This window comes from Streptomyces sp. NPDC047515 (assembly GCF_040643055.1).
GTDB lineage: Bacteria > Actinomycetota > Actinomycetes > Streptomycetales > Streptomycetaceae > Streptomyces.
In genome coordinates this window covers 1-22580 of sequence record NZ_JBEYTM010000082.1, presented here as the reverse complement: position 1 = coordinate 22580, position 22580 = coordinate 1, and the positions used below count along the sequence as shown (strand labels likewise).

The following is a 22580-nucleotide window of genomic DNA, read 5'->3' as shown; positions in this document are numbered from 1 at the left end:
ACCGCATACGCACCGAAGGCATCGAGAAGAACACCCACGACAACCCCTTCGGCGCCGTCCTCTCCTTCCGCGGCACCGTCACCGACACCACCGTCAAGCACGCGCTCTCCGGCAAGGTCATCGAACTCACCGACACCTTCCCGGTCCCCGACGCCAAGGCGTTCGAGGTCGGCCAGTGGTGGTCGGTCCAGGTCGATCCGGTCGCGGGCGGCGGTCGTGACGAACGCGAACTGCAGAAGCTCGTCGAGATCACCGAGATCGTCGACGCGGACCACATCCGGATCGGCTACCTGAACGGCTGGGAACTCGCCGCGGGCCGCACCCTCACCTGGACCCGCGTCGAGCCGGTCCGCGATACCCACGTCCGCAACATGGTCTTCGAGGGGGCCGGCCCCGACGAGTACACCGGCTCGCACCCCGTCAGCTTCGAGTACGCCGTCGGCTGCGACGTCTCCGGAATCCACGCCACCGGGACCTTCTGGCCTGTCATCATGCGCCGCTGGTGCACCCGGTTCCGTACCGAGGACTGCTCGTTGAAGAACCCGCCCACCGTCGAGTACGGCGGCGCGGGCTACCTCACTCAGCAGATCTACTGCCTGTACGGACGGGTCGCGGACTGCACGACCAGCAATGTGCGCCACCTCAACGACCTCACCGCCTCCGCCTACTGCACCGTCGTGAACTGCCACGGCGACGGCGACGACGCCGGCGGCAACCCCTTCACCACCCATGGCCAGTACGAGCACGATCTGCTCTTCGACGGCAACTCGGGGCTGATGGACATAGCCAACTCCGGTGCCCAGTGGGGGATTTCCGCCAAACGGATCACCGTACGCAGACATGTCTGCTCCTGGTTCACCGCGAACACCAAGATCACCGATCTGACGCTCGAAGACATCACGGTGATCGCGCGCCCCACCTTCGACCAGGCCGGCACCCTCACCGTCAACGCCGACGGCGCCCAGGTCCGCGGCTGCACGGCCAAGACCTTCGCCGTCGCCCAGCGCTCCGCCCGCTCCACCCGGCCGACCACCATCAGCGACTGCTCCTTCGAGCCGCCCGCGGGTGCCGTCCTCGTCCAGACCCCGGTCACCGCGCCCATCCACTTCGTACGCTGCGTCTTCAAGGGCGTCGACGGCGCGATCCTGCGCGGCGCGGGGCCCGTCCGCTTCACCGACTGCACCGTCACCGGCTCGGACGACGCGGCCCCGCTCTCGGTCGGATCGGCGGATCTGCTGATCGACGGCGGCAGTTACGACAACACCGGCATCGAGCTCAGTGCCGTGCGCGACCAGCGGCTCACCGTCACCGGCGGCGTCCGTCTCACCGGCAGCAACAAGGCCAAGGCGCTGCTCGGCCGCGCGGCCGGCCCCGGCGGGGTGACCTGGGACATCTCCGCGCTCAGCAGCGCTGCCTCAGGTCCGGACACCGCGCATGTGCGCATCGCCGACGGCACGAACCACTACGCGGCGACCGGCAGCCGCTTCACCGGTGGAACGCTCCATCTCGCCCCGGACGCCCTGGACTCGGCCCTGCACACCGCGTGCGTCGAGGACGGCACCCGGCGCAGCGCGATGCCCGCGAACGGCGCCTCGGTACGCACGGACGGGAACCTGACCCTGTGACCACCGTCGTCAGGACCGCGACCCCGGCCGACGACCCGGCCCTGGCCGCCCTGTGGCAGCTCTGCTTCGACGCTCCGCAGATCGCCCGGCTGCACGCGCTGGACCCGGACCGTCACCGCCGCACGTTCGTCGCGCAAAGCGGTCCGGAGGGCGGGATCGACGCCGTCGTCGTCTACGTACCGAGGCTGATCCGCGACGCGCACGGCACCCCGCAACGGGTCGGCGGCATCGGCAGCGTCGCCACCCGCCCCGAGGCCCGGGGCCAGGGGCTGGCGCGGCTGCTGCTGGCGGAGGCCGAGCGCGCCATGACAGCCGAACAATGCGCCTGGTCCCTGCTGTTCACCGGCACGCCCGGCGTCTACCGGAGCTCGGGGTGGCAGGAATTCGGCAGTACGTACACCGAGGGGGCGCTGGTGCCCGGGGCCGCCTCCGGGGCGTTCCGGGTCCGCGGGGCCACCGCGCGGGACGCCGTGGAGGTGGCCGCCCTGCACCACGCGTACAACGCGAACAGGCCGCTCAGCTCGTTGCGGGCCCCGGAGGACTGGGCGGTGCGCGTGCCCGCCTGGTACGGCGCGCCCGAGCGCTCGCTCGTCGCGGTGGACCCCGGAACGGGGACGCTCGTCGGCTGGATCGTGGCCCAGCACGAGGGGGAGTGCCTGGAGGTACGCGAATTCGCTGGCTCGCCCTCATGCCTGGGCGAGCTGCTCGCCGCCGTCGGTGCACGGGGCCGGGCCGCGGGGCTGACCCGGGCCCGGGTCAGAATCCCGGACGCTCCCGAGGTCCGGGCGGCCCTGCCGGCCCTGCTGACCGACCCCCGGCCGGTGGCGGAGCACGTGGGCATGGCGCGACCGCTGCACGCCACCGCCGAGGCCGTCCGGGCCACGGTCACGGCACCGGGCGCGATCCACTGGTACGGCGACTGCTTCTGAGGGCCGGGCGGTCGTCGGAACGGGGGAACGGCCGCGCCCCGCCCCGGCCGGGATCGCCGTGGCGTACCGCGGAACGCCGTGGCGTACTACGCCTTGTCCGTCGGCGTCGGCTCGTCGTACGCCGACGTCCCCGAGTCCAGCAGGGGCTCCTGGGTCTTGAGGTGGGCCGGGGCGAAGGCCCGCAGCACGTGGTAGCCGGTGATCACCACGATGGTGCCCAGCGCGATGCCGCTCAGCTCGAAGTTTTCGGTGATCTTGAGACTGACCCCGCCGACGCCGATGATGATGCCCGCCGCGGCCGGAACCAGGTTCAGCGGGTTACGAAGATCGACCTTGGCGTTCAGCCAGATCTGCGCGCCGAGGAGGCCGATCATGCCGTACAGGATGACGGTGATGCCGCCGAGCACACCGCCGGGGATGGCGGCGACCACCGCACCGAACTTGGGGCAGAGCCCGAAGAGCAGAGCGAAGCACGCAGCGGCCCAGTACGCGGCGGTGGAGTAGACCCGGGTCGCGGCCATGACGCCGATGTTCTCCGAGTACGTGGTGTTCGGCGGACCGCCCACCGCCGTCGACAGCATCGACGCGGCACCGTCGGCGGCGATCGCGGTGCCCAGCTTGTCGTCCAGCGAGGCACCGGTCATCTCGCCGACGGCCTTGACATGCCCGGCGTTCTCGGCGATCAGCGCGATGACCACGGGCAGGGCGACCAGGATCGCCGACCATTCGAAGCTCGGCGCGTGGAAGGACGGGAGCCCGATCCAGTCGGCCTTGGCCACGCCCGACAGATCGAGCCGCCAGTGGTCGACGGCCTCGGCGCCGCCCGCCGGGGAGTGGATCTTGCCGAAGATCCGGTCGAGGACCCAGGACAGCGCGTACCCGAAGACCAGGCCCAGGAAGATCGCGATGCGTGAGAAGAATCCGCGCAGGCACACCACGGCCAATCCGGTGAACAGCATCACCAGCAGCGCCGTCCACTGGTCCTGCGGCCAGTACGTCGACGCGGTCACCGGGGCCAGGTTGAAGCCGATCAGCATGACGACCGCGCCGGTGACCACCGGCGGCATCGCCGCATGGATGATCCGCGCGCCGAACCGCTGCACGGCGAGACCGGCGAGGAAGAGCACCACACCGACGGCGAACACCGCACCGGTGACCACGGCGCTGCTGCCGCCGCTCGCCCGGATCGTCGCGGCGACCCCGACGAACGAGAGCGAGCAGCCGAGGTAGCTGGGCACCTGCCCGCGCGTGGCCAGCAGGAAGATGGCCGTCGCGATACCCGACATCATGATCGCCAGGTTCGGGTCCAGGCCCATGAGCACCGGGGCGACGAACGACGCACCGAACATCGCGACCACGTGCTGGGCGCCGAGCCCGAACGTACGGGGCCAGGAGAGCCTTTCGTCCGGTCGGACCACGGCCCCCGGTGCGGGGGTCTTCCCGTCGCCGTGCAAGGTCCAGCGCACGCCGAGGCCCATGGTCGCTCCCTGTGTGTAGGTGCGGAGTCCAGTGCCTCGCCCGGCATGGTGCTCACCGCAGAAATGATCAGCGCCATGGTAATGCCGGAACATGCCGCCCTCGCGGCCGGGCTGTGGGCCCGGCCGTCCCGCCCGGATCCCATGCGTGAATCGTGCGCGAAGCATGGTCACTCCGAACAGGCGGCCCTGCGCTCGCACGATCTTGCCCATGAACATTGCTCATGTACGTGATTGATGGGAGTGCTCGATGAGGAGAAGACCCCGTCGCCGCCTGGGCGCCCTGGGCGGACACCGCGTCCAGCGGACGAAGCTCCGCCTCGACCACGGCGACCCGGCCCTGCGCACCGCCGTCCGGGCGCTGACCGCCGAGGCGGAGACTACGCCCGCACGCTGCGCATCGATCCGCAGATCGCGGGCGACGGCACCCAGCCGCAGGAGCTGTCACGCACCCGTGGTCGGCACTACTCGACGTTCGACCTGGTCGCGTACACCCGGCTCGCGGCGATCGGCGAACAGGTCGGTGCGGATCTCTGGGCGTACGAAGGGCCGCAGGGGCAGAGCCTGTTCAAGGCGGTCGACCATCTGCATCCGCTGCCTGCCGCGTCCGGGGCCGCCCTCTGGCCCCACCCGGAGCTGGAGTTCCATCGGTACGCGGCCAGTGACATCGTGCACGCCGCCGCCGCCGCCGCCGCCGCCGCCGCCGACGCCGACGCCGCCGCCGCCGACGCCGACGCCGCCGATGCCGCCGCCGACGCCGGCGACGCGCAGGCCCGTGCCGCCCTCGGGCGGCTCCGGATGCCGCCCGACGGGGACCTGTGGGCGCTGCGCCCCGCCGCGGAACAGCTCGACTCGATCGCCGCTGAACCGTCCGCCGCGCCCCGCGGAGCCGAGGGCTCAGGGGCGCGGCTCGGCGGCTGTCGCGCTCGGAGCACCGGCGTCCGAGGACGACACCGCCCGGCGGTCACCCGCCCGCAGCACCCCGGCCCCCAGCACCAGACCGAACGCCAGCACCGTCACCAGGCCGAACGACACGACCAGCGAGGTCGCCTCGGCCAGCGAGCCGATCGCGGACGGGGCGATGAGCCCGGAGGTGTACGTGATGGTGGCGACGCCCGCGATCGCCTGACTCGGATTCGGGCCGCTGCGCCCGGCCGCCGCGAAGGCGAGGGGGACGACCACGGCGACGCCGAGACCCAGGAGACCGAAGCCGCACATCGCGAGCGGCGCGCTCGGTGACGCGACCACCAGGAGCCCTCCCACCGTCGCCAGGGCGCCGCCCACCCGCACGGTCCTGACCGCTCCGAAGCGGTCGACCACCTTGTCGCCGGCGATCCGGGCGACCGCCATGGTCAGCGCGAACGCCGTCGTGGACGCCGCGGCGAGCCCGGCGGAGGTGTCCATGATGTCCCGCAGATAGACCGCCGACCAGTCCAGGCTGGCCCCCTCCGCGAACACCGCGCAGAAGCCCACCGCGCCAATGATCAGCGCCGACTTGGGCGGCAGCGTGAAGCGCGGCGGCGGCTCCTCGTCCGGCTCGCTGCGCAGATCCAGTACGCCCTGGCAGGCGATCAGGCCGAGCACGGTGAGGACGAGGGAGGCGAGGGTGTGGTGCAGCCGGGCGTCGGCGCCCAGATGCGCGGCGACGGTGCCCGCGGCCGAGCCGACCAGGGCGCCCACGCTCCACATCCCGTGCAGCCCGGACATGATCGACTTGTCGAGGCGGTTCTCCACCTCGACGCCGAGGGCGTTCATCGCCACGTCCGACATGCCGGCCGACGCGCCGTACACGAGGAGCGCCGCGCACAGCGTCAGCAGATTCGGTGCCAGCGCGGGCAGGACCAGCGCCAGCGTCCACAGCGCCAGCAGTCCGCGCAGCGCGGTCCTGGCGCCGAAGCGATGGCTGATCGCGCCCGCCAGCGGCATCGAGAGCGAGGCGCCGATCGCCGGGAAGGCGAGGGCGAGGCCGAGCTGCCCGGCGCTGACCCCGGCGTGGTCCTGGATCCAGGGCACCCGGGTGGCGAAGCTGCCGGTCACCGCGCCATGCACGGTGAAGACCGCGGCCACGGCGAACCTGGCCCGCCGCACCTGCTCCATGCCGAAGGCCGTCTCTGTGGAATCCGTTGTCATACCGCCGTGCCCTCCCTTGGGAATCCTCTGTCACCGGCGACCCCGGTGCGTGCCCTCACGGTGCGCGCCGTAAACTATCAGGAACCCTGCCTGATAAATAGCCCACCCTTTCCACCTGTGCGGCAGTGACCTGGAAGGATCCCGGCATGCCCGCATCACCGAGCACCGCCCGAGCCATCAACGACCGGCTCGCCCTGCGACTGCTCCAGCAGGACGGCCCGCTGACGGCCACGCAGTTGAAGACCCTGACCGGTCTTTCCCGCCCCACCGTCGCCGACCTCCTCGAACGGCTCCAGGGGGCTGGCCTGGTCCGGGTGGTCGGTGAGTCGGGCGCCGAGCGCCGCGGTCCCAACGCCCGGCTGTACGGGATCGTCGCCGACCGTGCCCACCTCGCCGCGCTCGACGTGCGCACCGGCAGCGTCGCCGTGGTCGTCGCGGACCTCCTCGGCGCCACGCTCGCCGAGGCCACCCTGCCCATCGGCGGCGACACCGGCACCGAGGTTGCTGCCGAACAGGCCGCGGCACTGCTGGAACGCACCGTCCGCGAAGCGGGCGCCGCCCCGCTGCACAGCGTCGGCATCGGCGCGCCCGGCCTGATCGACCCGGTCACCGGCGAACTGCACGACACCACCGGACTGCCCGCCTGGCACCGGCGACTGGTCCGAGTGCTCCAGCAACGGCTGCCCGCCACCGTGCTGGTCGAGAACGAGACCAATCTCGCCGCCGTCGCCGAGCACCGCATCGGCGCGGCTCGCGAACGCGACACCTTCGTCCTCTTCTGGCTCGGGCACGGCGTGGGCGCGGCCGTCATGCTGGACGGGAAGCTGCGCCGCGGGGCCTCCGGCGGCGCGGGCGAGATCGGATTCCTGCCGGTGCCGGGCGCGGTCGGACCCCCGTCGGCCGTCAACTGCGACGGGGGCTTTCATTCGTTGGTGGGTTCCGCCCCGGTCTGTGCACTGGCCGCCGCCCACGGCATCGTGGCGCCTGCGGACACGGCCGAGGGGGACAAGGAGCCGGGCGCCGCGTTCGCCGTACGGGCCGCGCTGGCGGGGGAGGGGGAGAGCGAGGCGTTCCTGGACGCCCTCGCCGAGCGGCTCGCACTCGGCGCCGCCGCCATCGCCTCGGTCCTCGACCCGGGCTGCGTGCTGCTGGCGGGCGAGGTCGGCCACGCGGGCGGTGACGCGCTCGCGGCACGGGTCGAGGAGCGGCTGGCCGGAATGTCCCCGCTGCGTACCGAGGTCAGGGCCGGGCGGCTGGGCGGTGCCGCGGTGCTCCGTGGCGCGCTGTTCGCCGCACGGGAGTCGGCCCAGGACGAACTGTTCACCCCGGCCGGCTGAACCGCGCGGCGAAGCAGGCAACGGCGACACCGGGGGTCTCGTGGAGCCCGTCGGGGCGACAGGGCTCCTGGTCGGCGGCGGCCGACGGGCTGGCGGCGAGCGCGCCCATCAGCAGTCCGGCGCCGGCTGTGCCGTTGCGGACCCCGTTCCGCGCCTCCTGTGAGCCACCCCACAGGTGCTCACCCGTCTGGCCCACCCGAGGGCGTGGCACACTGCTCGTGTACCAGTAGCAGCGCACTCCGGGGTCGGTGCAATTCCGAACCGGCGGTTATAGTCCGCGACCCGTCCGCATCCAGCGGCCGGTTGACCAGGTGAGATTCCTGGACCGACGGTTAAAGTCCGGATGGGAGGCAGTGCGCGGCGGGCCGTTTCACGGGTACGCCGCCGTCGGCGGATGGTCTTCGGGCGACCGATCCATCCGTTTGTTCCGGCATTTCGGCGTTCCCGTGTCGCGTTCCCGCTTCATCTGTCGTCATCGACAGGCCCCGGAGTCCGTGCCCGAAGAGGCAGGAGGACCCGGTGCCCACCGCAGCCGACATCACCGCCATGCGCCGAGCGATCACGCTCGCGGCCCGCGGTCTCGGCTCCACCAGTCCCAACCCGGTCGTCGGCTGCGTCATCCTCGACGCCGCGGGACACCAGGTCGGGGAAGGATTCCACCGGCGCGCCGGCGGGCCGCACGCCGAGATCCACGCCCTGCACGCCGCAGGCGACGGAGCCCGGGGCGGCACCGCCTACGTCACCCTCGAACCCTGTAACCACACCGGCCGCACCGGCCCCTGCGCCCAGGCGCTCATCGAGGCCGGTGCCGCCCGGGTCGTCTACGCGGTCGGCGACCCGAACCCGCAGGCCACCGGCGGTGCGGACACCTTGCGCGCGGCCGGGATCAAGGCCGAGCAGGGGCTCCTGGCGGACGAGGCCGAGGCGGGCAACGCGGCCTGGCTGACCTCGGTGCGCCTGGGCCGCCCGTACGTCCTGTGGAAATACGCGGCGACCCTGGACGGCCGGATCGCGGCCGCCGACGCCACCAGCCGCTGGATCACCTCTCCCGAATCCCGCGCCGACGTCCACCGGCTGCGCGCCGAGGCCGACGCCGTCGTGGTCGGCTCCGGCACCGCCCGTACCGACGATCCCCAGCTCGGTGTACGGGGTGTCGAAGGCGCCGTACAGCCCCTGCGGGTGGTCGTGGACACCGACGCCACCGCCGTACGCCCCGGTGCCCGGGTCCTCGACGACACCGCGCCCACCCTGATCGCCGTCGCCGAGGACGCCGACACCCACCGTCTCCCCGAAGGGGTCGTCCTGCGGCTGCCGCGCGCCGCCACCGGCCCCGGCCTGGACATCCCCGCCCTGCTCACCGCCCTGTACGAGCGTGGCATCCGCTCCGTACTCCTCGAAGGCGGCCCGACCCTCGCCGGGTCCTTCGTCGCCGCGGGATCGGTCGACAAGGTCGTCGGCTATCTCGCCCCCGTACTCCTCGGCGCCGGCCCCGCGGCCCTCGCCGACGCCGGAATCTCCACCATCGCCGAGGCGTTGCGCCTCGATGTGACCGAGACCGTCCGTATCGGCCCCGATCTGCGCGTCACCGCCGTCCCCGGCCCTGCCCGGAAGGGAAACTGAGTGTTCACCGGAATTGTCGAAGAACTGGGTGAAGTCACCGCCGTCGAGGAACTCGGCGACGCCTCCCGCTTCCGCCTGCGCGGTCCCGTCGTCACCGAAGGCGCCAAGCACGGCGACTCCATCGCCGTCAACGGTGTCTGCCTCACCGTCGTCGACTTCGGCGAACACGAGTTCACCGCCGATGTGATGGCCGAGACCCTGAACCGGTCCAGCCTCGGCGCCCTGGAGGTCGGCTCCCGGGTCAACCTGGAGCGCCCCATGGCGCTCGGCGGCAGGCTCGGCGGCCACATCGTCCAGGGCCATGTCGACGGCACGGGCCGCATCGTCGAGCGCAAGATCTCCGAGAACTGGGAGATCGTGAAGATCTCCCTCCCCGCGGACCTGACCCGCTATGTGGTGGAGAAGGGGTCGATCACCGTCGACGGCGTCAGCCTGACCGTCGTGGACGCCGGACCCGACTACTTCACGATCAGCCTCATCCCCACCACCCTCGCCCTGACCACGCTCGGCATCAAGAAGCCCGGCGACCCGGTCAACCTGGAGGTGGACGTCATCGCGAAGTACGTCGAGCGGCTGCTCGGCCACACCGCGCGGCAGCCCGAGGAGCCGGCGAAGTGACCGCGCTGAACTGGCTGAACTCGGAGGCGTTCACCGTCTTCGGGCAGCACATCATCTGGTCCGACATGATCGGCAACACGGTCGGTCTGTTCGCGCTCACCCTGGGCTGGCTCCGCTCGATCTGGACCTGGCCCGCCCAGCTCCTGTCCGGCGTCGTCCTGGTCGCCGCCAATGTGTCCGTGCACCAGGCGGGCAGCGTCGGCAAGCAACTCGTGGTCATCGCCGTGGCCGTCTGGGGCTGGCAGCAGTGGACCCGGGGCAGGCGACAGGCCCAGGACGGCTCCATCGCCGTACGGTTCGCCAGCTGGCGCGAGCGCGGCTGCCTGCTCGGCGGCGCCGCGCTCGGCACCCTCGCGGTCGGCGGTCTGTTCACCGCGTTCCCCTCGCTCTCTTGGAGCCCGTGGGCGGACGCGTACATATTCGCCGGCACGCTCGTCGCGATGTTGGCGCAGGCTCGCGGCATGGTCGAGTTCTGGTTCGCCTGGCTCCTCGTCGACCTGGTCGGGGTACCGCTGAACTTCCACAGCGGTCTCGCCTTCTCCGGTCTCATCTACGTCGTGTACGGCGCCCTCGTGCTGTGGGGCATGCGCGACTGGTGGCTGCGTTCGCGGACACCCGCTCTGGAAGGAGCCACGGCATGACTGCCCAGCCCACCTGGTTGCACCGGGACCACGGGAGCGCGGTCGAGGGCCTCACGCTCGACCCCGTCGAACAGGCCATTCGCGAGATCGCCGCCGGACGGCCCGTCGTGGTCGTCGACGACGAGGACCGGGAGAACGAGGGCGACCTCGTCCTCGCGGCCGAGAAGGCCACCCCCGAGATCGTCGCGTTCATGATGAGCGAGTGCCGCGGTCTGATCTGCGCCCCCATGGAGAACGACGAGCTGGAACGGCTCGAACTCCCGCAGATGGTCGACCACAACACCGAGTCGATGCGCACGGCGTTCACCGTCTCCGTCGACGCTTCGGCGGCCCACGGCGTGACCACCGGCATCTCCGCCGCCGACCGGGCAGCCACCCTCCGGCTGCTGGCGGGCGGCGAGGCGGGCCCCGGCGACTTCGTACGGCCCGGTCACATCTTCCCGCTCCGCGCCCGCTCCGGCGGTGTGCTGGTCCGCAACGGCCACACCGAGGCCGCGGTCGACCTTGCCCGGCTCGCCGGGCTGCGGCCCGCCGGAGCGATCGTCGAGATCGCCGGCGAGGACGGCGTGATGCTGCGGCTGCCCCAGCTGATCCCGTTCGCCCGCAAGCACGGCCTCACGATCATCTCCATCGAGGACCTGATCGCCTACCGCCGCACCTCGGAGCCGACCGTCCGCCGCGAGGCCGAGGTACGGCTGCCGACGGGCTTCGGCGCGTTCACCGCGTACGGCTACCGCTCCACGACCGACGGCGTCGAGCATGTCGCGCTCGTCCACGGCGACATCGCGGACGGCGACGACGTCCTGGTGCGGATCCACTCCGAGTGCCTGACCGGCGACATCTTCCAGTCGCAGCGCTGCGACTGCGGACCCCAGCTGCACGCCTCCATGCGACGGATCGCCGAGCGGGGCCGCGGCGTCGTCGTCTACCTGCGAGGTCACGAGGGGCGGGGCATCGGCCTGCTGTCCAAGCTGCGCGCCTACGAACTCCAGGAGCGCGGCGTCGACACCCTCGACGCCAACCTGGAGCTCGGTCTGCCGGCCGACGCCCGGGACTACGCGGCCGGCGCCCAGATCCTCAAGGACCTCGGCGTCCGGAGCCTGCGGCTGATGACCAACAACCCCGACAAGACGGCCGCGGTCCTGCGGCACGGTCTGGCCGTCACCGGCCGCGAACCGATGCCCGTCCAGGCCGGCGAACACAATCTGAGCTACCTGCGCACCAAGCGCGACCGCATGGGGCACGACCTCCCCTGGCTCGACGCCGCCCCGGCGTCGACCTGCGGCAACCAGTGAACGATCACGGAAACGAGCGGTGGGAGAGACATGAGCGGCAAGGGCGCACCCGAACTGTCCGTACGCAACTGCGGTGACCTGCGTGTGGCGGTCGTCGCCGCGCAGTGGCACGAGAAGGTCATGGACGGACTCGTCGACGGCGCCCTGCGCGCCCTGCACGAGCTCGGCATCGACGAGCCGACCCTGCTCCGGGTACCCGGCAGCTTCGAACTCCCGGTGGTCGCCAAGGTCCTCGCCGGCCGGGGCTACGACGCGATCGTCGCCCTCGGAGTGATCATCCGCGGCGGCACCCCGCACTTCGAATACGTGTCCCACGGTGTCACCAACGGTCTCACCCAGGTCGCCGTCGACACCGGCGTCCCGGTCGGCTTCGGCGTACTCACGTGCGACACCGAGGAGCAGGCGCTCGACCGGGCCGGGCTGGAAGGGTCCAACGAGGACAAGGGGCACGAAGCCGTCACCGCGGCCGTCGCCACCGCCGCCACGCTGCGCACGGTCAGCGAGCCCTGGCGCTGAGTGGAAGGGGTGGACCCCGTACTCTAAGGACCATCATGGCGAACAAAACCTTTGAAGAGCTCTTCGCCGAGCTGCAGCTCAAGGCCGCCGACGGCGATCCCTCCACCTCCCGCACCGCCGAGCTGGTGGACAAGGGCGTCCACGCCATCGGCAAGAAGGTCGTCGAAGAGGCCGCCGAGGTCTGGATGGCCGCCGAGCACGAGAGCAAGGACGCCGCCGCCGAGGAGATCTCGCAGCTGCTGTACCACGTCCAGGTGATGATGGTCGCCCGCGGGATCTCGCTCGACGACGTCTACGCCCACCTCTGAGCACGACCTCCCCACCGCACTCCGTACGACCGCACACCGCATATCCGGACAAGACTCCCTCCTCGCAAAGGAAACCTGACCTCATGCTGCGCATCGCCGTCCCCAACAAGGGTTCACTCTCCGGGCCTGCGATGGCGATGCTCCATGAGGCCGGCTACCAGCAGCGCAAGGAGTCCAAGGAGCTCGTCCTCGTCGACCCCGAGAACGAGGTCGAGTTCTTCTACCTGCGGCCCCGCGACATCGCGATCTACGTCAGCTCCGGCCGCCTCGACATCGGCATCACCGGCCGGGACCTGCTGCTGGACTCCGGCGCCGACTCCGAGGAGATCCTCCAGCTCGGCTTCGCCCGCTCCACCTTCCGTTACGCCACCAAGCCCGGCACGGCCCAGGGCCCGCAGGACTTCGACGGCAAGACGATCGCCACGTCCTACGAGGGCATCGTCGCCAAGCACCTCGCCGACGTCGGTGTCAACGCCTCCGTCGTCCACCTCGACGGCGCGGTCGAGACGGCCATCGAACTCGGTGTCGCCCAGGTCATCGCCGACGTCGTGGAGACCGGCACCAGCCTGCGCAACGCCGGGCTGGAGGTCATCGGCGAGCCGATCATGAAGTCGGAGGCCGTCGTCATCCGCCGCACCGGCGCTCCGGACGACGACCCCAAGGTGCGGCAGTTCCTCCGCCGCCTCCAGGGCGTCCTGGTCGCCCGCTCCTACGTGATGATGGACTACGACTGCCGTGTCGAGCACCTGGAGCGCGCGGTCGCCCTCACCCCGGGCCTGGAGTCGCCGACCATCTCCCCGCTGCACCACGAGGGCTGGGTCGCCGTCCGTTCCATGGTCGCCGCCCGGGAGGCCCAGCGGATCATGGACGATCTGTACGACCTCGGCGCCCGTGCCATCCTCACCACCGCCATCCACGCCTGCCGCCTCTGACGGCCGGGCGACCACCGGAAGACAGAAGAAACACGATGTCCGCCCCCGCGCCCCGGCCCGAACTCCCCACACTCCCGGTCACGTTCCGGCCGACCCGAACCCGGGTGGTCCTGCTGACCGTGGGGGCGGCGATGTTCGTCGTCATCACCGCCATCGCCCTGACCCTGGAGCAGCTGAGCGCGGGGGAGCGGTCCAGCTTCGTCTTCACCGCGCTGCTCTTCTTCGGTGTGCTGGCGCTGCTCAGCCGCCCGAAGGTGGTCGCCCACGAGGACGGGGTGACCGTGGTCAATCTCACCCGAACGCGCCGGCTGTCCTGGGCCGAGATTCTCCGTGTCAATCTGCGTGTCGGCGACCCCTGGGTCTTTCTCGACCTGAGCGACGGGACCAGCATGCCCGCCCTCGGTATCCAGCCGGGAATCGCCAAGCAGCAGGCCATCCGCGACGCCCGCACGCTCCGCGCCCTCGCCGAGAACCACGGCACCGGTACGGACAACGGCTGAGCCCCCTGCCCCGTACGGCCTCTTCTTGATTACTCTGGAGGACGGCGGCGCTCCGAGCGCCCCGCCCCGCACGAGAGGTCCACGAGGCCGGCGGGGCTTTCCTGCGACCCAAGGAGTGACTCCTTCCAGCAATGGACGGATCGTCCGGTAGTACCTGCGCCGCCCCTTCCCCGGAGGCGGCGGAATGACCACCCCCCTGCTGCTGCTCAGCGCAGCGTTCCTTCTCATCCTCGCCAACGGATTCTTCGTGGCAGCCGAATTCGGGCTCGTCACGGTGGAGCGGCCGGACGCCGAGCGCGCCGCCGCAGAGGGCGACCGGCGGTCCCGCACTGTCGTCGAAGCCCTGCGCGAACTCTCCTTCCAGCTCTCCGGCACCCAGCTCGGCATCACCATCACCTCGTTGGTGGTCGGCATGCTCGCCGAGCCGGCACTGGCCCAGTTGCTGGACGGCCCCCTCGCCGTCACCGGTCTGCCCGACGGTGCCGTGTCCGGCATCAGCGTGGTGATCGGGATGATTCTGGCCTCCGCCGTCCAGATGGTCATCGGCGAACTCGTGCCGAAGAACTGGGCGGTCTCCCGGCCGCTCCAGGTGGCCCGGTTCGTGGCCGGCCCCCAGCACCGTTTCTCCGCCGCTCTCCGGCCGGTGATCAGCCTGCTGAACACCGTCGCCAACCGGCTGGTGCGGCTGCTGGGCGTCGAACCCACCGATGAGCTGGCCTCCGCCCGCACTCCCGGGGAACTGGTCTCCCTGGCCCGCCACTCGGCCGAGGCCGGCACCCTCGAACAGGACACCGCGGATCTCTTCGTACGGACCCTGTCGCTCGCCGGACTCACCGCCCAGCACGTCATGACCCCGCGGGTGAAGGTCAGCGCCCTGCAGTCCTCGGCGACCGCGGAGGACGTCCTCAACCTCACCCGTGCCACCGGCCTCTCCCGGTTCCCGGTCTACCGGGAGCGCATCGACGAGGTCATCGGCATGATCCACCTCAAGGACGCGCTCGCCGTGCCCGCCCAGGACCGGCTGCGCACCCCGGCCGGCCGGATCGCCGTAACGCCGCTGCTGGTGCCGGAGACCCTGCCCGTCGAACAACTGCTCCAACGGCTGCGCAACGAGCAGCCGATCGCCGTCGTGGTCGACGAGTACGGCGGCACCGCCGGAGTGGTCACCCTTGAGGACATCATCGAGGAACTCGTGGGCGAGGTCAGGGACGAGCACGACGCCGAAGGCGCCGACCGGCCCGAACTGGCCCCCGCCGCTCCCGAGGACGGCCGCCCGGCCTGGGACGCCGAGGGCAGCTGCCGGGTCCTGATCCTGCGCCGGATAGGACTCGACGTACCCGACGGCCCGTACGAGACCGTGGCGGGACTCGTCGCCGATCTGCTGGGACGCATCCCCGCCCCCGGTGACCGGGCCGAACTGCCCGGCTGGCGGATCTCCGTCCGCCAGGTCGACCACTACCGCGCCGAGAAGGTCCGCTTCGTACGCACGGTGGAGGCGGCCGATCCGGTGACCGCGGTCCCGCTGTCCCAGGACGCCCTGGAGGCCGTGCGATGAGCCTGGTCCAACTGCTCTTCGCCGGGCTTCTCGTGCTGGCGAACGGCTTCTTCGTCGGAGCCGAGTTCGCGCTCGTCTCCGTACGGCGCAGCCAGATCGAACCACTGGCGGTGGCCGGCTCGGGCCGGGCCCGCCGGACGCTGTACGGACTGGAGAACCTGCCGCAGATGATGGCCGCCGCCCAGTTCGGCATCACCGTCTGCTCGCTGACCCTCGGCGCCGTCGCCGAACCGACCGTGGCCCATCTGCTGGAGCCGGTCTTCCAGGCGATCCACCTGCCCGAGGGCCTCATCCATCCGCTCGGCTACGTCCTGGCGCTGGTCTTCGTGGTCTTCCTCCACCTGGTCATCGGCGAAATGGTTCCGAAGAACCTCGCGATGGCGGCGCCGGAGAAGACCGCGCTCTGGCTCAGCCCCGGCCTCGTGGGCTTCGCCCGTGTCTGCCGCCCGGTCACCTCCGCGCTGGGCGCCTGCGCCCGGCTGGTGCTCGGGCTCTTCGGCGTCGAACCGAAGGACGAGGTGGAGGCCGTCTTCACCAGCGAGCAGCTCAACCGGCTCGTCGAGGACTCCGGTCAGGCCGGGCTGCTGGAGCCGGAGGCGCAGGAGCGGCTGGAGGACGCGCTGGAACTGGGCAGCAGGCCCGTCACCGATGTGCTGCTCAGCCGGGCCTCACTGGTGACGGTGGACCCCTCCGTCACCCCGCGCCGGATCGAGGAGCTGACCGTACGGACCGGCTACTCGCGCTTTCCCGTGTGCGCGGAGGGCGGCGGCCCGTTCATGGGCTATCTGCACGTCAAGGACGTCCTGGACCTGGAGGACGGCGAACGGGCCGTCCCCCAGCACGTGTGGCGGCCGATGGCGACCGTGCGGGCCGAGCTGCCCCTGGACGACGCCCTGACCGTGATGCGCCGCGCGGCGACGCATCTGGCGCAGGTCGCCGACGCGTCGGGCCGGGTCCTGGGTCTGGTCGCCATGGAGGACGTGCTGGAGATGCTGGTCGGTGAGGTACGCGACCCGGCCCACCGGGTCTCCGTACCGCGCCGGACGGCGGAGACGACCACCGGCCACGGCGAACTCACCGTTTCGGTCCGCTGACCACGCCGTGCTCCGCGATGCCGGAGGACCGACCCCGGCCCTCCGGCATCGCCCAGGTCACAGCGCCGGCGGCTCCTGCGGCCCCCGGGCCACCGGCCCACGGCCGGACAACACCTCGCCGTACGCCTGCATCAGGTCCGGCAGCCGCAGCGTGACCAGGTCGTCCCGGCCCGGCTCTGCCGCGTAACCGGAGAGCCGCAGATCGCGGTACGCGCAGCTCTTCTCGTACAGCGTGCGCAGGAACCGCCCGTTGCCCAGCTCGTCGATCCAGCCCTGGTCGACGACATGGCCGCTGATGGAGCGCAGCTCCTCCAGGGATTCCTCGTCCCATGTGTCGCCGTTCTCCGCGGCCAGCACCTCACCGATCGAGGTGAGTTCCAGCGGCCGGTAGCTCGGGAAGTCCACTCGGGTGGTGAACCGTGAGGAGAGCCCCGGATTGGTGGCCAGCAGCCGGTCCATGCCTTCCGGATAGCCCGCGAGGATGACGACGAGATGGTCCCGGTTGTCCTCCGCACGCTTGAGGAGGACCTGGAGGGCCTCGTCGCCGTACGCGTCACCCTTGCTGTAGCCGGTGTTGGAGAGGCTGTACGCCTCGTCGACGAAGAGCACCCCGCCGAGGGCCGAGTCGATCAGCTCATTGGCCTTCACGGCGGTCTGCCCGAGGAATTCGCCCACCAGATCCGCGCGCTGGGCCTCGACGAGATGATCGCCCCCCAGCAGACCGAGCGCGTAGAAGACCCGGCCCAGGATGCGGGCCACCGTGGTCTTGCCGGTGCCGGAAGGGCCGGAGAAGACGAAATGGCGTTTGGGCGGCTGTACGGGCAGCCCCTGGCCGGCCCGCAGGCGTGCCATGTTCAGCTGCGCGGACAACGCCTTGACCTGGCGTTTGACGGGCTCCAGGCCGACCATTCGCTCCAGCTCCGCCAGCGCCTCGGCGAGCAGCACCGGATCGCTGGAACCGGCCGGGAAGGGCGCCGACGGCTGACCGGACACGGCCGTCTTCCGTCGCGTTCCGTCGGACGGCGGCGGCACCCCGATGCCCACGATCCCCGGGATCTCGCCGCCGGGCCGCAGCTCCCGGCCGTCCACCAGATCGGTGCCGAGCAGTGGTTCCCCGTCCGGCTGCGTCTCCGCCGCGGTGTCCGTGCCGAATCCGGCCAGGGACAGGGCGGTGAGACCGGCCTCGTCGCTGCCGTCGAGACCGTCGTAGTCCGCGATCGCGGCGAGCCGTGCCGAGGTGTCCATGAACGCGGGGTCGATCCGGTGCACCGCCCGGTAGAGCGGCAGGGCGGCCGCGCTGCGGCCGGTGCCCTCGTGCGCGCGGGCCAGCCAGTAGCGCAGCTCCTTGCGCTGCGGCTGTTCGCTCCGGCAGCGCATGAGCGCGGTGGAGAGCAGCGGTTCGGCCTGTCCGTACATCTCCAGCCGCACCCGTGCCATCCCGCCGAACAGCCCCGCCTCGATGCCGAGCATCGGATCGTCGATCAGCTGCTCGGTGTTGCGCACGAGCTGCTCCCAGTCCTTGACCAGATAGGAGCGGCACGCATGCAGGAAGCGCACCTGTGGGTCCGCGTCCACCGGCGGCAGGCCGGCCAGCGCGCGGTCCAGCTCGGGGACATGGCGCCCGTCCAGCCAGTGCGAGGCGTGGGCAAGGAGCAGATCGCGCGGGCTCTCCAGCACCGGTTGCACCCACCAGCCCAGCCAGTACCAGGAGTTGAGCGTGCGCCGATGGCGGGTGCGCTGCTCGCCGAAGCGGTCGCGATGACGGTACATGCGCAGCAGCGCCGTCGTGGTGTCGATCCTCAGCGCGTGGAGGCCGAGCCAGCCGTCCGCCATGCCGGGATCGACCTGTACCGCAGTCCTGAACTCCTCCTCGGCCTGTGGGTAGGCGCCCATGGTGTAGGCGTCCACGCCGCGCAGCCAGGCGAGGTCGGCCGGGGCCTGTGCGCCCTGCGTGCCGATGTCCATCTGGTCCCCCACAAACCGTGCCCCCAGGATGTCCCGCCGCCCGACCCGCCCGCCGAGGCGCGCCGAATCACTGTGCCACGGACGGGAATTGACCGCACCGAGAGGCATCGTACCTGCGCAGGGAGTGTGCGACTAAGAGCGTCGTAGACAGAAGGGAGACCGTGACCGAGGGTGAGTGGAATCCGTCGAACCGGCGTGCGGGAGGGGGCGCGAGGGCAGAACGAAGCCCCCGATCACGGGGGAACAACCGGGGGCTTCGTGTCCGTGAGGGCTCCGAAAAGCCGCACATTGAGAACGTAAGACCTGTACCGCCCTCGGGTCAAGCGGAGTTGAGTACTTCCGGGCCGATCTCCGGGCACTCAGAACGGCGGTGCGACGCGCTCACGGTCCGTGACGGAATAGTTCGCTCCTGCTGCCGTGCGGGGCCCCTCCAGCCACTCGTACCCCACAGGCAACTGCCGTATCAGAGCATCCGCGTGGGAGCGCGAGGGATCGGCCGAGAAATGCTCCGCCTCGGCCGCCGTCCACCCGTCCCAGAAGGCCGAAAGGGCCGGCCCGTCCCGGCGGCGGCCGCGTTCCCAGGACTCCGCTGCGGCGAGATCCATCCACAGCAGCCGCGCCAGGTGGGGGCGGAGCGCCCTGCGGCCCGCCCCCACTCCTTCGATCAGGACCACCGGTGCGGGCTCCAGGGCGCGCGGCGCCGCGAACGCCCGCGCGGTCCAGTCGTACGGCGCGTAGTGCGCGCGCTCCCCGCGCGACAGCGGCCTGATCACCTGCTCCCGCAGCCGGTCCACCCAGGTGAAGAAGGACTCATGGGTGGCCAGATCGTCCAGATGCAGGACGGGGGCGCCGCCGAGCGCGGCGGCGAGACGGGACGCGAAGGTGCTCTTCCCCGATCCCGCGTGGCCGTCGACGGCGATCAGTCGCACCGGCCCGCAGGACGGCGCCAGGGCGCGGAGCCGGGTGGCGAGGGGCGCGAGGTCGTTCATGCGGCCCAGCCTACGAGCCGATCGGACGCAAGCGCAGGTCACGCCAGTGGACCAGACCAATATTGATTTCTCGGTACAAGGCGAATCGCTGGCCGAATCCGGCCACGACCCGCGATAGTTGGCGCACTGTCGTGCACCCGCCACCCCATTCCGCTTACGACCGGGGGTCTCGCCCATGAACAGACCGACCTCGCGCAGGACCGTGCTGACCGCCGCGCTCGCGGCGGCGGCCACCGCCGGCACGGTGTCGTCCGCCGGCTCCGCGAACGCCGCCGTCCCCGCCGCCGCCCCGCCCCGCAGCCCCTCGGCGGCCGCCTCCTCCGTGGACAACCACTCCTGGCACACGCACCGGGACTGGCGCAGCGGTTCCGGCGCCGGGACGCGGGCCGTCGCGGGCCGCCGCCCCGGCCTGGTGATCGGCCACGCCGAGGGGCGCACCGACTACCCGGATCCGCACACCGGCGTGACCTCCACCTGGGAGTACGCAACCTGGACCTCGCCCGTCCACCGGTCTGCCGTCCCGGCGACCGAGGTGATCGCCTCGTGGAACGCCGACACCCCGGAGGGCACCTGGATCCAGATCGAACTCCAGGGCCGCTACTCGGACGCCACCTGGACACCGTGGTACGTCATGGGCCGCTGGGCGGCGGGTGACGGTGACATCCACCGGACGTCCGTGGACGACCAGACCGACGGCAGGAGCTCCGTCTGGACCGACACCTTCTCGGTGGACGACGCGACCGGCGGGCTGCGGCTGGACGCCTACCGGCTGCGGCTCACCCTCCACCGCGCGCCGGGCACCCGTCTCACCCCCACCGTGTGGCGGCTCGGCGCGATGGCGTCCGACATCCCGGACCGCTTCACCGTGCCCGCCAGCGCCCCCGGCCTCGCTCGGGAACTCCTGGTGCCGCGCTACTCGCAGAGCATCCACGCGGGGCAGTACCCGGAGTACGACAACGGCGGCGAGGCCTGGTGCAGCCCCACCTCCTCGCAGATGATCATCGAGTACTGGGGACGGCGGCCCACCGCCGAGGACCTCGCCTGGGTGGAGCCGGGGCTGGCCGATCCGCAGGTCTGTCACGCTGCCCGGTTCACGTACGACTACCAGTACGAGGGCTGCGGCAACTGGCCGTTCAACGCCGCGTACGCCGCGACGTACCACGGCATGAGCGCGGCCGTGACCCGGCTCGGCTCGCTGACGGATCTGGAGACGCTGATCCGGGCGGGCATTCCGGCCATAACGTCGCAGTCCTTCCTGAAAGAGGAGCTCACCGGCGCGGGGTACGGGACCTCCGGCCATCTGATGACCGTGATCGGATTCACCGCGGACGGTGACGTCATCGCGAACGATCCGGCCTCGCCGAACGACGAGGCCGTGCGCCGGGTCTACAAGCGCCGGGAGTGGGAGAACATCTGGCTCCGCACCAAGCGCTACGACGCGAACGGCAAGGTCAGAAGCGGTACGGGCGGGGTCTGCTATCTCTACTGGCCCGCTCGGCCGACACCGGGTCAGCGCCGGGTTCTGAAGTCGTTCGGCCTGCTGTGAGCCTGGGCGGCGCCACGGCCGCCTCGACCACCTGACGGCAGCGTTCCCGACCGTCCTGGGTGAGGTGGCCGTACTTGTCCACCGTGACCTTGATCGAGCGATGCCCGAGCCGGCGAGACACTTCGTGGATGGACACGCAGCTCGTCAAGGTCACGGTGGCCCACTTGTGTCGCAAATCGTGTGGATTGTATTTGGGTAGCCCGAGCCTCCTGATGGCCCCATCCCACGACTTACGCAGGAGATCGGGGTACGGTAGGCCGCCACTTGCGTGATGGACAGGAAGCCCGCCGATGAAAGGCTGAAGGGAATCGGGTACGGGTATATCGCGCCACTCGCCTTCTTTTCGGTGTTTCAGAGGGGCATACCGGGGTGTGTACTTTCCGTCGGCGTCCTTGTAGCGAATCACCTGCCTCCTTATTCGCGGAGTGCCGCCACGAATGTCTTCCGGGAAGACTCCCAAGGATTCTTCTATGCGAAGTCCGCAACAGGTCATAAGCCATATTGCCGGAGACAGACGAGGGCCGATCTCCTGAGCCAGAGCTGCTATCTCGTCGAAGCTGGGAAGGCTCCTGTCATCGACAGGGATGACAGGGTTGTCCAACTTCTCGGCCTGTTTCACCGAGTTGCCGGGGATCTGCCTGTGACGTGCAGCGTGGGAGAAGAGAGCTGAGAGGACTATGTGTTGGCGGGACTCGATGGTATTGAGAGCTGCCCCCTCCCGGTGCCAATGTGCGTACAGGCCTTCGATGTCCCCCGCAGTGACTTGGGAGATCATCTTGCGCCCCAGGTGAGGGACGATGTGGAGGCGGAGGATGTGCTCGTAGGACTCAAGGGTTCCAGCAGAGGCAGTCTTCTTCGCAAGCCAATCCGAGGCATACGAGCGCAACGGGACCTTGCCGGCACTGGGGTCGACGTATATGTTCTCTCGCTTGTCGTTCTCTACCTTGGTGACGAAGTCGACCGCGTCCTTCTTCCGCTCGAACGACTTCTCCCGCTGCCGCGCTGTGCGCCCGCCCGGCTCCCTGTATCGGACGGTCCACCGCTTGCGCGACGCGCCAGGACCCTGGTCGATTATCTGCGCCAACTCGTTCACCTATCCCTACGCCTGTGCCCGATGTCTGTGGATACTTCTTCCGGAAACGAGGAAGTGCCTTGTGACCTGCGATGATGGGAGTTCTTCACGCTTCCAGCACGCACAATCGACAAGGCACTTCCGAGATGCAGTCCTCCCATGCCGCAGCGGGGGTCTCCGCACGGTTCGATGATCCGAATCTGATCGCATACGGCGGGCTGGAGCCGGTGGTGCGTCTGGCCGAGCGGTGCGGCCTGCCCGCGCTGACTGACGAGTTGGTGCGGCTGCCGCGCTCGAAGGACGGCACTGGTGCCTTCCCGGCTGCGAAAGTGATGTCGCTGGTGGGCGGCATGGTCGCGGGTGCCGACAGCATCGATGACATGGACCGGCTGCGGCACGGCGCGATGCGCCGCCCGTTCGCCGGAGTGCGGGC

20 protein-coding genes, 2 pseudogenes and 1 riboswitch are annotated in these 22580 nt (G+C 70.8%); of the genes and pseudogenes, 16 read left to right on the top strand and 6 right to left on the bottom strand.

Features of this window, described 5'->3' with window-relative positions:
- The coding region (locus ABZ826_RS35880) for a peptidase C14 (protein WP_361458238.1) at window positions 1–1625 on the top strand (1625 nt) is incomplete at its 5' end.
- On the top strand, window positions 1622–2554 hold the full coding sequence (locus tag ABZ826_RS35875; RefSeq protein WP_361458235.1) for a GNAT family N-acetyltransferase: 933 nt from the start codon (window positions 1622–1624) through the stop codon (window positions 2552–2554). The genes ABZ826_RS35880 and ABZ826_RS35875, both read left to right, overlap by 4 nt.
- Before the next feature lie 86 nt (window positions 2555–2640).
- Here the strand turns inward: ABZ826_RS35875 and ABZ826_RS35870 are convergent, their stop codons facing one another.
- Window positions 2641–4032: a solute carrier family 23 protein gene (locus tag ABZ826_RS35870; protein WP_361458232.1), complete on the bottom strand. Its 1392-nt coding sequence runs from the start codon at window positions 4030–4032 to the stop codon at window positions 2641–2643.
- Window positions 4033–4413: 381 nt separating this feature from the next.
- Here ABZ826_RS35870 and ABZ826_RS35865 point away from each other — a divergent pair.
- Window positions 4414–4890, top strand: a pseudogene (locus ABZ826_RS35865) (alginate lyase family protein); the annotation flags it as partial.
- Window positions 4891–4926: 36 nt separating this feature from the next.
- Here ABZ826_RS35865 and ABZ826_RS35860 read toward each other — a convergent pair.
- Window positions 4927–6159 (bottom strand): MFS transporter, encoded by a 1233-nt coding sequence (locus ABZ826_RS35860; RefSeq protein ID WP_361458229.1) that lies wholly within the window; start codon window positions 6157–6159, stop codon window positions 4927–4929.
- 146 nt (window positions 6160–6305) lie between these two features.
- Here ABZ826_RS35860 and ABZ826_RS35855 point away from each other — a divergent pair, with 146 nt between their 5' ends.
- Window positions 6306–7496 (top strand): ROK family transcriptional regulator, encoded by a 1191-nt coding sequence (locus ABZ826_RS35855; protein WP_361458226.1) that lies wholly within the window; start codon window positions 6306–6308, stop codon window positions 7494–7496.
- Here ABZ826_RS35855 and ABZ826_RS35850 read toward each other — a convergent pair.
- On the bottom strand, window positions 7480–7707 hold the full coding sequence (locus ABZ826_RS35850) for a hypothetical protein (RefSeq protein WP_361458223.1): 228 nt from the start codon (window positions 7705–7707) through the stop codon (window positions 7480–7482). The genes ABZ826_RS35855 and ABZ826_RS35850 overlap by 17 nt on opposite strands.
- A gap of 19 nt (window positions 7708–7726) precedes the next feature.
- Window positions 7727–7857, top strand: a riboswitch (FMN riboswitch).
- A gap of 158 nt (window positions 7858–8015) precedes the next feature.
- Between ABZ826_RS35850 and ribD the strand changes: the two genes are divergently transcribed.
- The 10 genes from ribD to ABZ826_RS35800 all read left to right on the top strand — a co-directional run bounded on the left by ribD (window position 8016) and on the right by ABZ826_RS35800 (window position 16575).
- Complete coding sequence (gene ribD / locus ABZ826_RS35845; RefSeq protein WP_361458220.1) at window positions 8016–9116, top strand: bifunctional diaminohydroxyphosphoribosylaminopyrimidine deaminase/5-amino-6-(5-phosphoribosylamino)uracil reductase RibD; 1101 nt, start codon at window positions 8016–8018, stop codon at window positions 9114–9116.
- Window positions 9117–9734 carry a riboflavin synthase gene (locus tag ABZ826_RS35840; RefSeq protein WP_361458217.1) on the top strand — a complete coding sequence of 206 codons (618 nt, stop codon included), beginning with the start codon at window positions 9117–9119 and terminating at the stop codon, window positions 9732–9734.
- A complete protein-coding gene (locus ABZ826_RS35835; RefSeq protein ID WP_361458214.1) occupies window positions 9731–10375 on the top strand; it encodes a nicotinamide mononucleotide transporter family protein in 645 nt (214 codons plus the stop codon). The genes ABZ826_RS35840 and ABZ826_RS35835 overlap by 4 nt, the downstream gene beginning before the upstream one ends.
- Window positions 10372–11670, top strand: coding sequence for a bifunctional 3,4-dihydroxy-2-butanone-4-phosphate synthase/GTP cyclohydrolase II (locus ABZ826_RS35830; protein ID WP_361458211.1), 1299 nt, complete (start codon window positions 10372–10374; stop codon window positions 11668–11670). The genes ABZ826_RS35835 and ABZ826_RS35830 overlap by 4 nt, the downstream gene beginning before the upstream one ends.
- A 30-nt stretch (window positions 11671–11700) precedes the next feature.
- Window positions 11701–12186 (top strand): 6,7-dimethyl-8-ribityllumazine synthase, encoded by a 486-nt coding sequence (gene ribH, locus ABZ826_RS35825; protein ID WP_114243451.1) that lies wholly within the window; start codon window positions 11701–11703, stop codon window positions 12184–12186.
- 35 nt (window positions 12187–12221) lie between these two features.
- Entirely contained in the window at window positions 12222–12494 is a 273-nt protein-coding gene (locus ABZ826_RS35820; RefSeq protein ID WP_073739434.1) for a phosphoribosyl-ATP diphosphatase, read from the top strand.
- Between the two features lie 83 nt (window positions 12495–12577).
- On the top strand, window positions 12578–13426 hold the full coding sequence (gene hisG, locus ABZ826_RS35815; RefSeq protein WP_361458207.1) for an ATP phosphoribosyltransferase: 849 nt from the start codon (window positions 12578–12580) through the stop codon (window positions 13424–13426).
- Window positions 13427–13461: 35 nt separating this feature from the next.
- The gene (locus tag ABZ826_RS35810) at window positions 13462–13926 is read left to right on the top strand and encodes a PH domain-containing protein (RefSeq protein ID WP_361458204.1); all 465 of its coding nucleotides are present in this window, start codon (window positions 13462–13464) and stop codon (window positions 13924–13926) included.
- 184 nt (window positions 13927–14110) lie between these two features.
- Entirely contained in the window at window positions 14111–15481 is a 1371-nt protein-coding gene (locus ABZ826_RS35805; protein ID WP_361458201.1) for a hemolysin family protein, read from the top strand.
- Window positions 15478–16575, top strand: coding sequence for a hemolysin family protein (locus ABZ826_RS35800; protein WP_361458198.1), 1098 nt, complete (start codon window positions 15478–15480; stop codon window positions 16573–16575). The genes ABZ826_RS35805 and ABZ826_RS35800 overlap by 4 nt, the downstream gene beginning before the upstream one ends.
- A gap of 57 nt (window positions 16576–16632) precedes the next feature.
- On the opposite strand, the gene ABZ826_RS35795 is transcribed toward ABZ826_RS35800, so the two are convergent.
- Together ABZ826_RS35795 and ABZ826_RS35790 are read right to left on the bottom strand one after the other, a co-directional pair.
- Entirely contained in the window at window positions 16633–18540 is a 1908-nt protein-coding gene (locus tag ABZ826_RS35795) for an AAA family ATPase (protein WP_361458195.1), read from the bottom strand.
- Between the two features lie 359 nt (window positions 18541–18899).
- A complete protein-coding gene (locus ABZ826_RS35790) occupies window positions 18900–19529 on the bottom strand; it encodes a hypothetical protein (protein ID WP_361458192.1) in 630 nt (209 codons plus the stop codon).
- A 175-nt stretch (window positions 19530–19704) separates the two neighbouring features.
- Between ABZ826_RS35790 and ABZ826_RS35785 the strand changes: the two genes are divergently transcribed.
- Complete coding sequence (locus ABZ826_RS35785; RefSeq protein ID WP_361458189.1) at window positions 19705–21075, top strand: peptidase C39 family protein; 1371 nt, start codon at window positions 19705–19707, stop codon at window positions 21073–21075.
- On the opposite strand, the gene ABZ826_RS35780 is transcribed toward ABZ826_RS35785, so the two are convergent.
- Window positions 20981–22168 carry a tyrosine-type recombinase/integrase gene (locus ABZ826_RS35780; RefSeq protein WP_361458186.1) on the bottom strand — a complete coding sequence of 396 codons (1188 nt, stop codon included), beginning with the start codon at window positions 22166–22168 and terminating at the stop codon, window positions 20981–20983. The two genes, ABZ826_RS35785 and ABZ826_RS35780, sit on opposite strands and share 95 nt — an antisense overlap.
- A 125-nt stretch (window positions 22169–22293) precedes the next feature.
- Between ABZ826_RS35780 and ABZ826_RS35775 the strand changes: the two are divergent.
- Window positions 22294–22580 (top strand): annotated as a pseudogene (locus tag ABZ826_RS35775) (IS1380 family transposase); the annotation flags it as partial.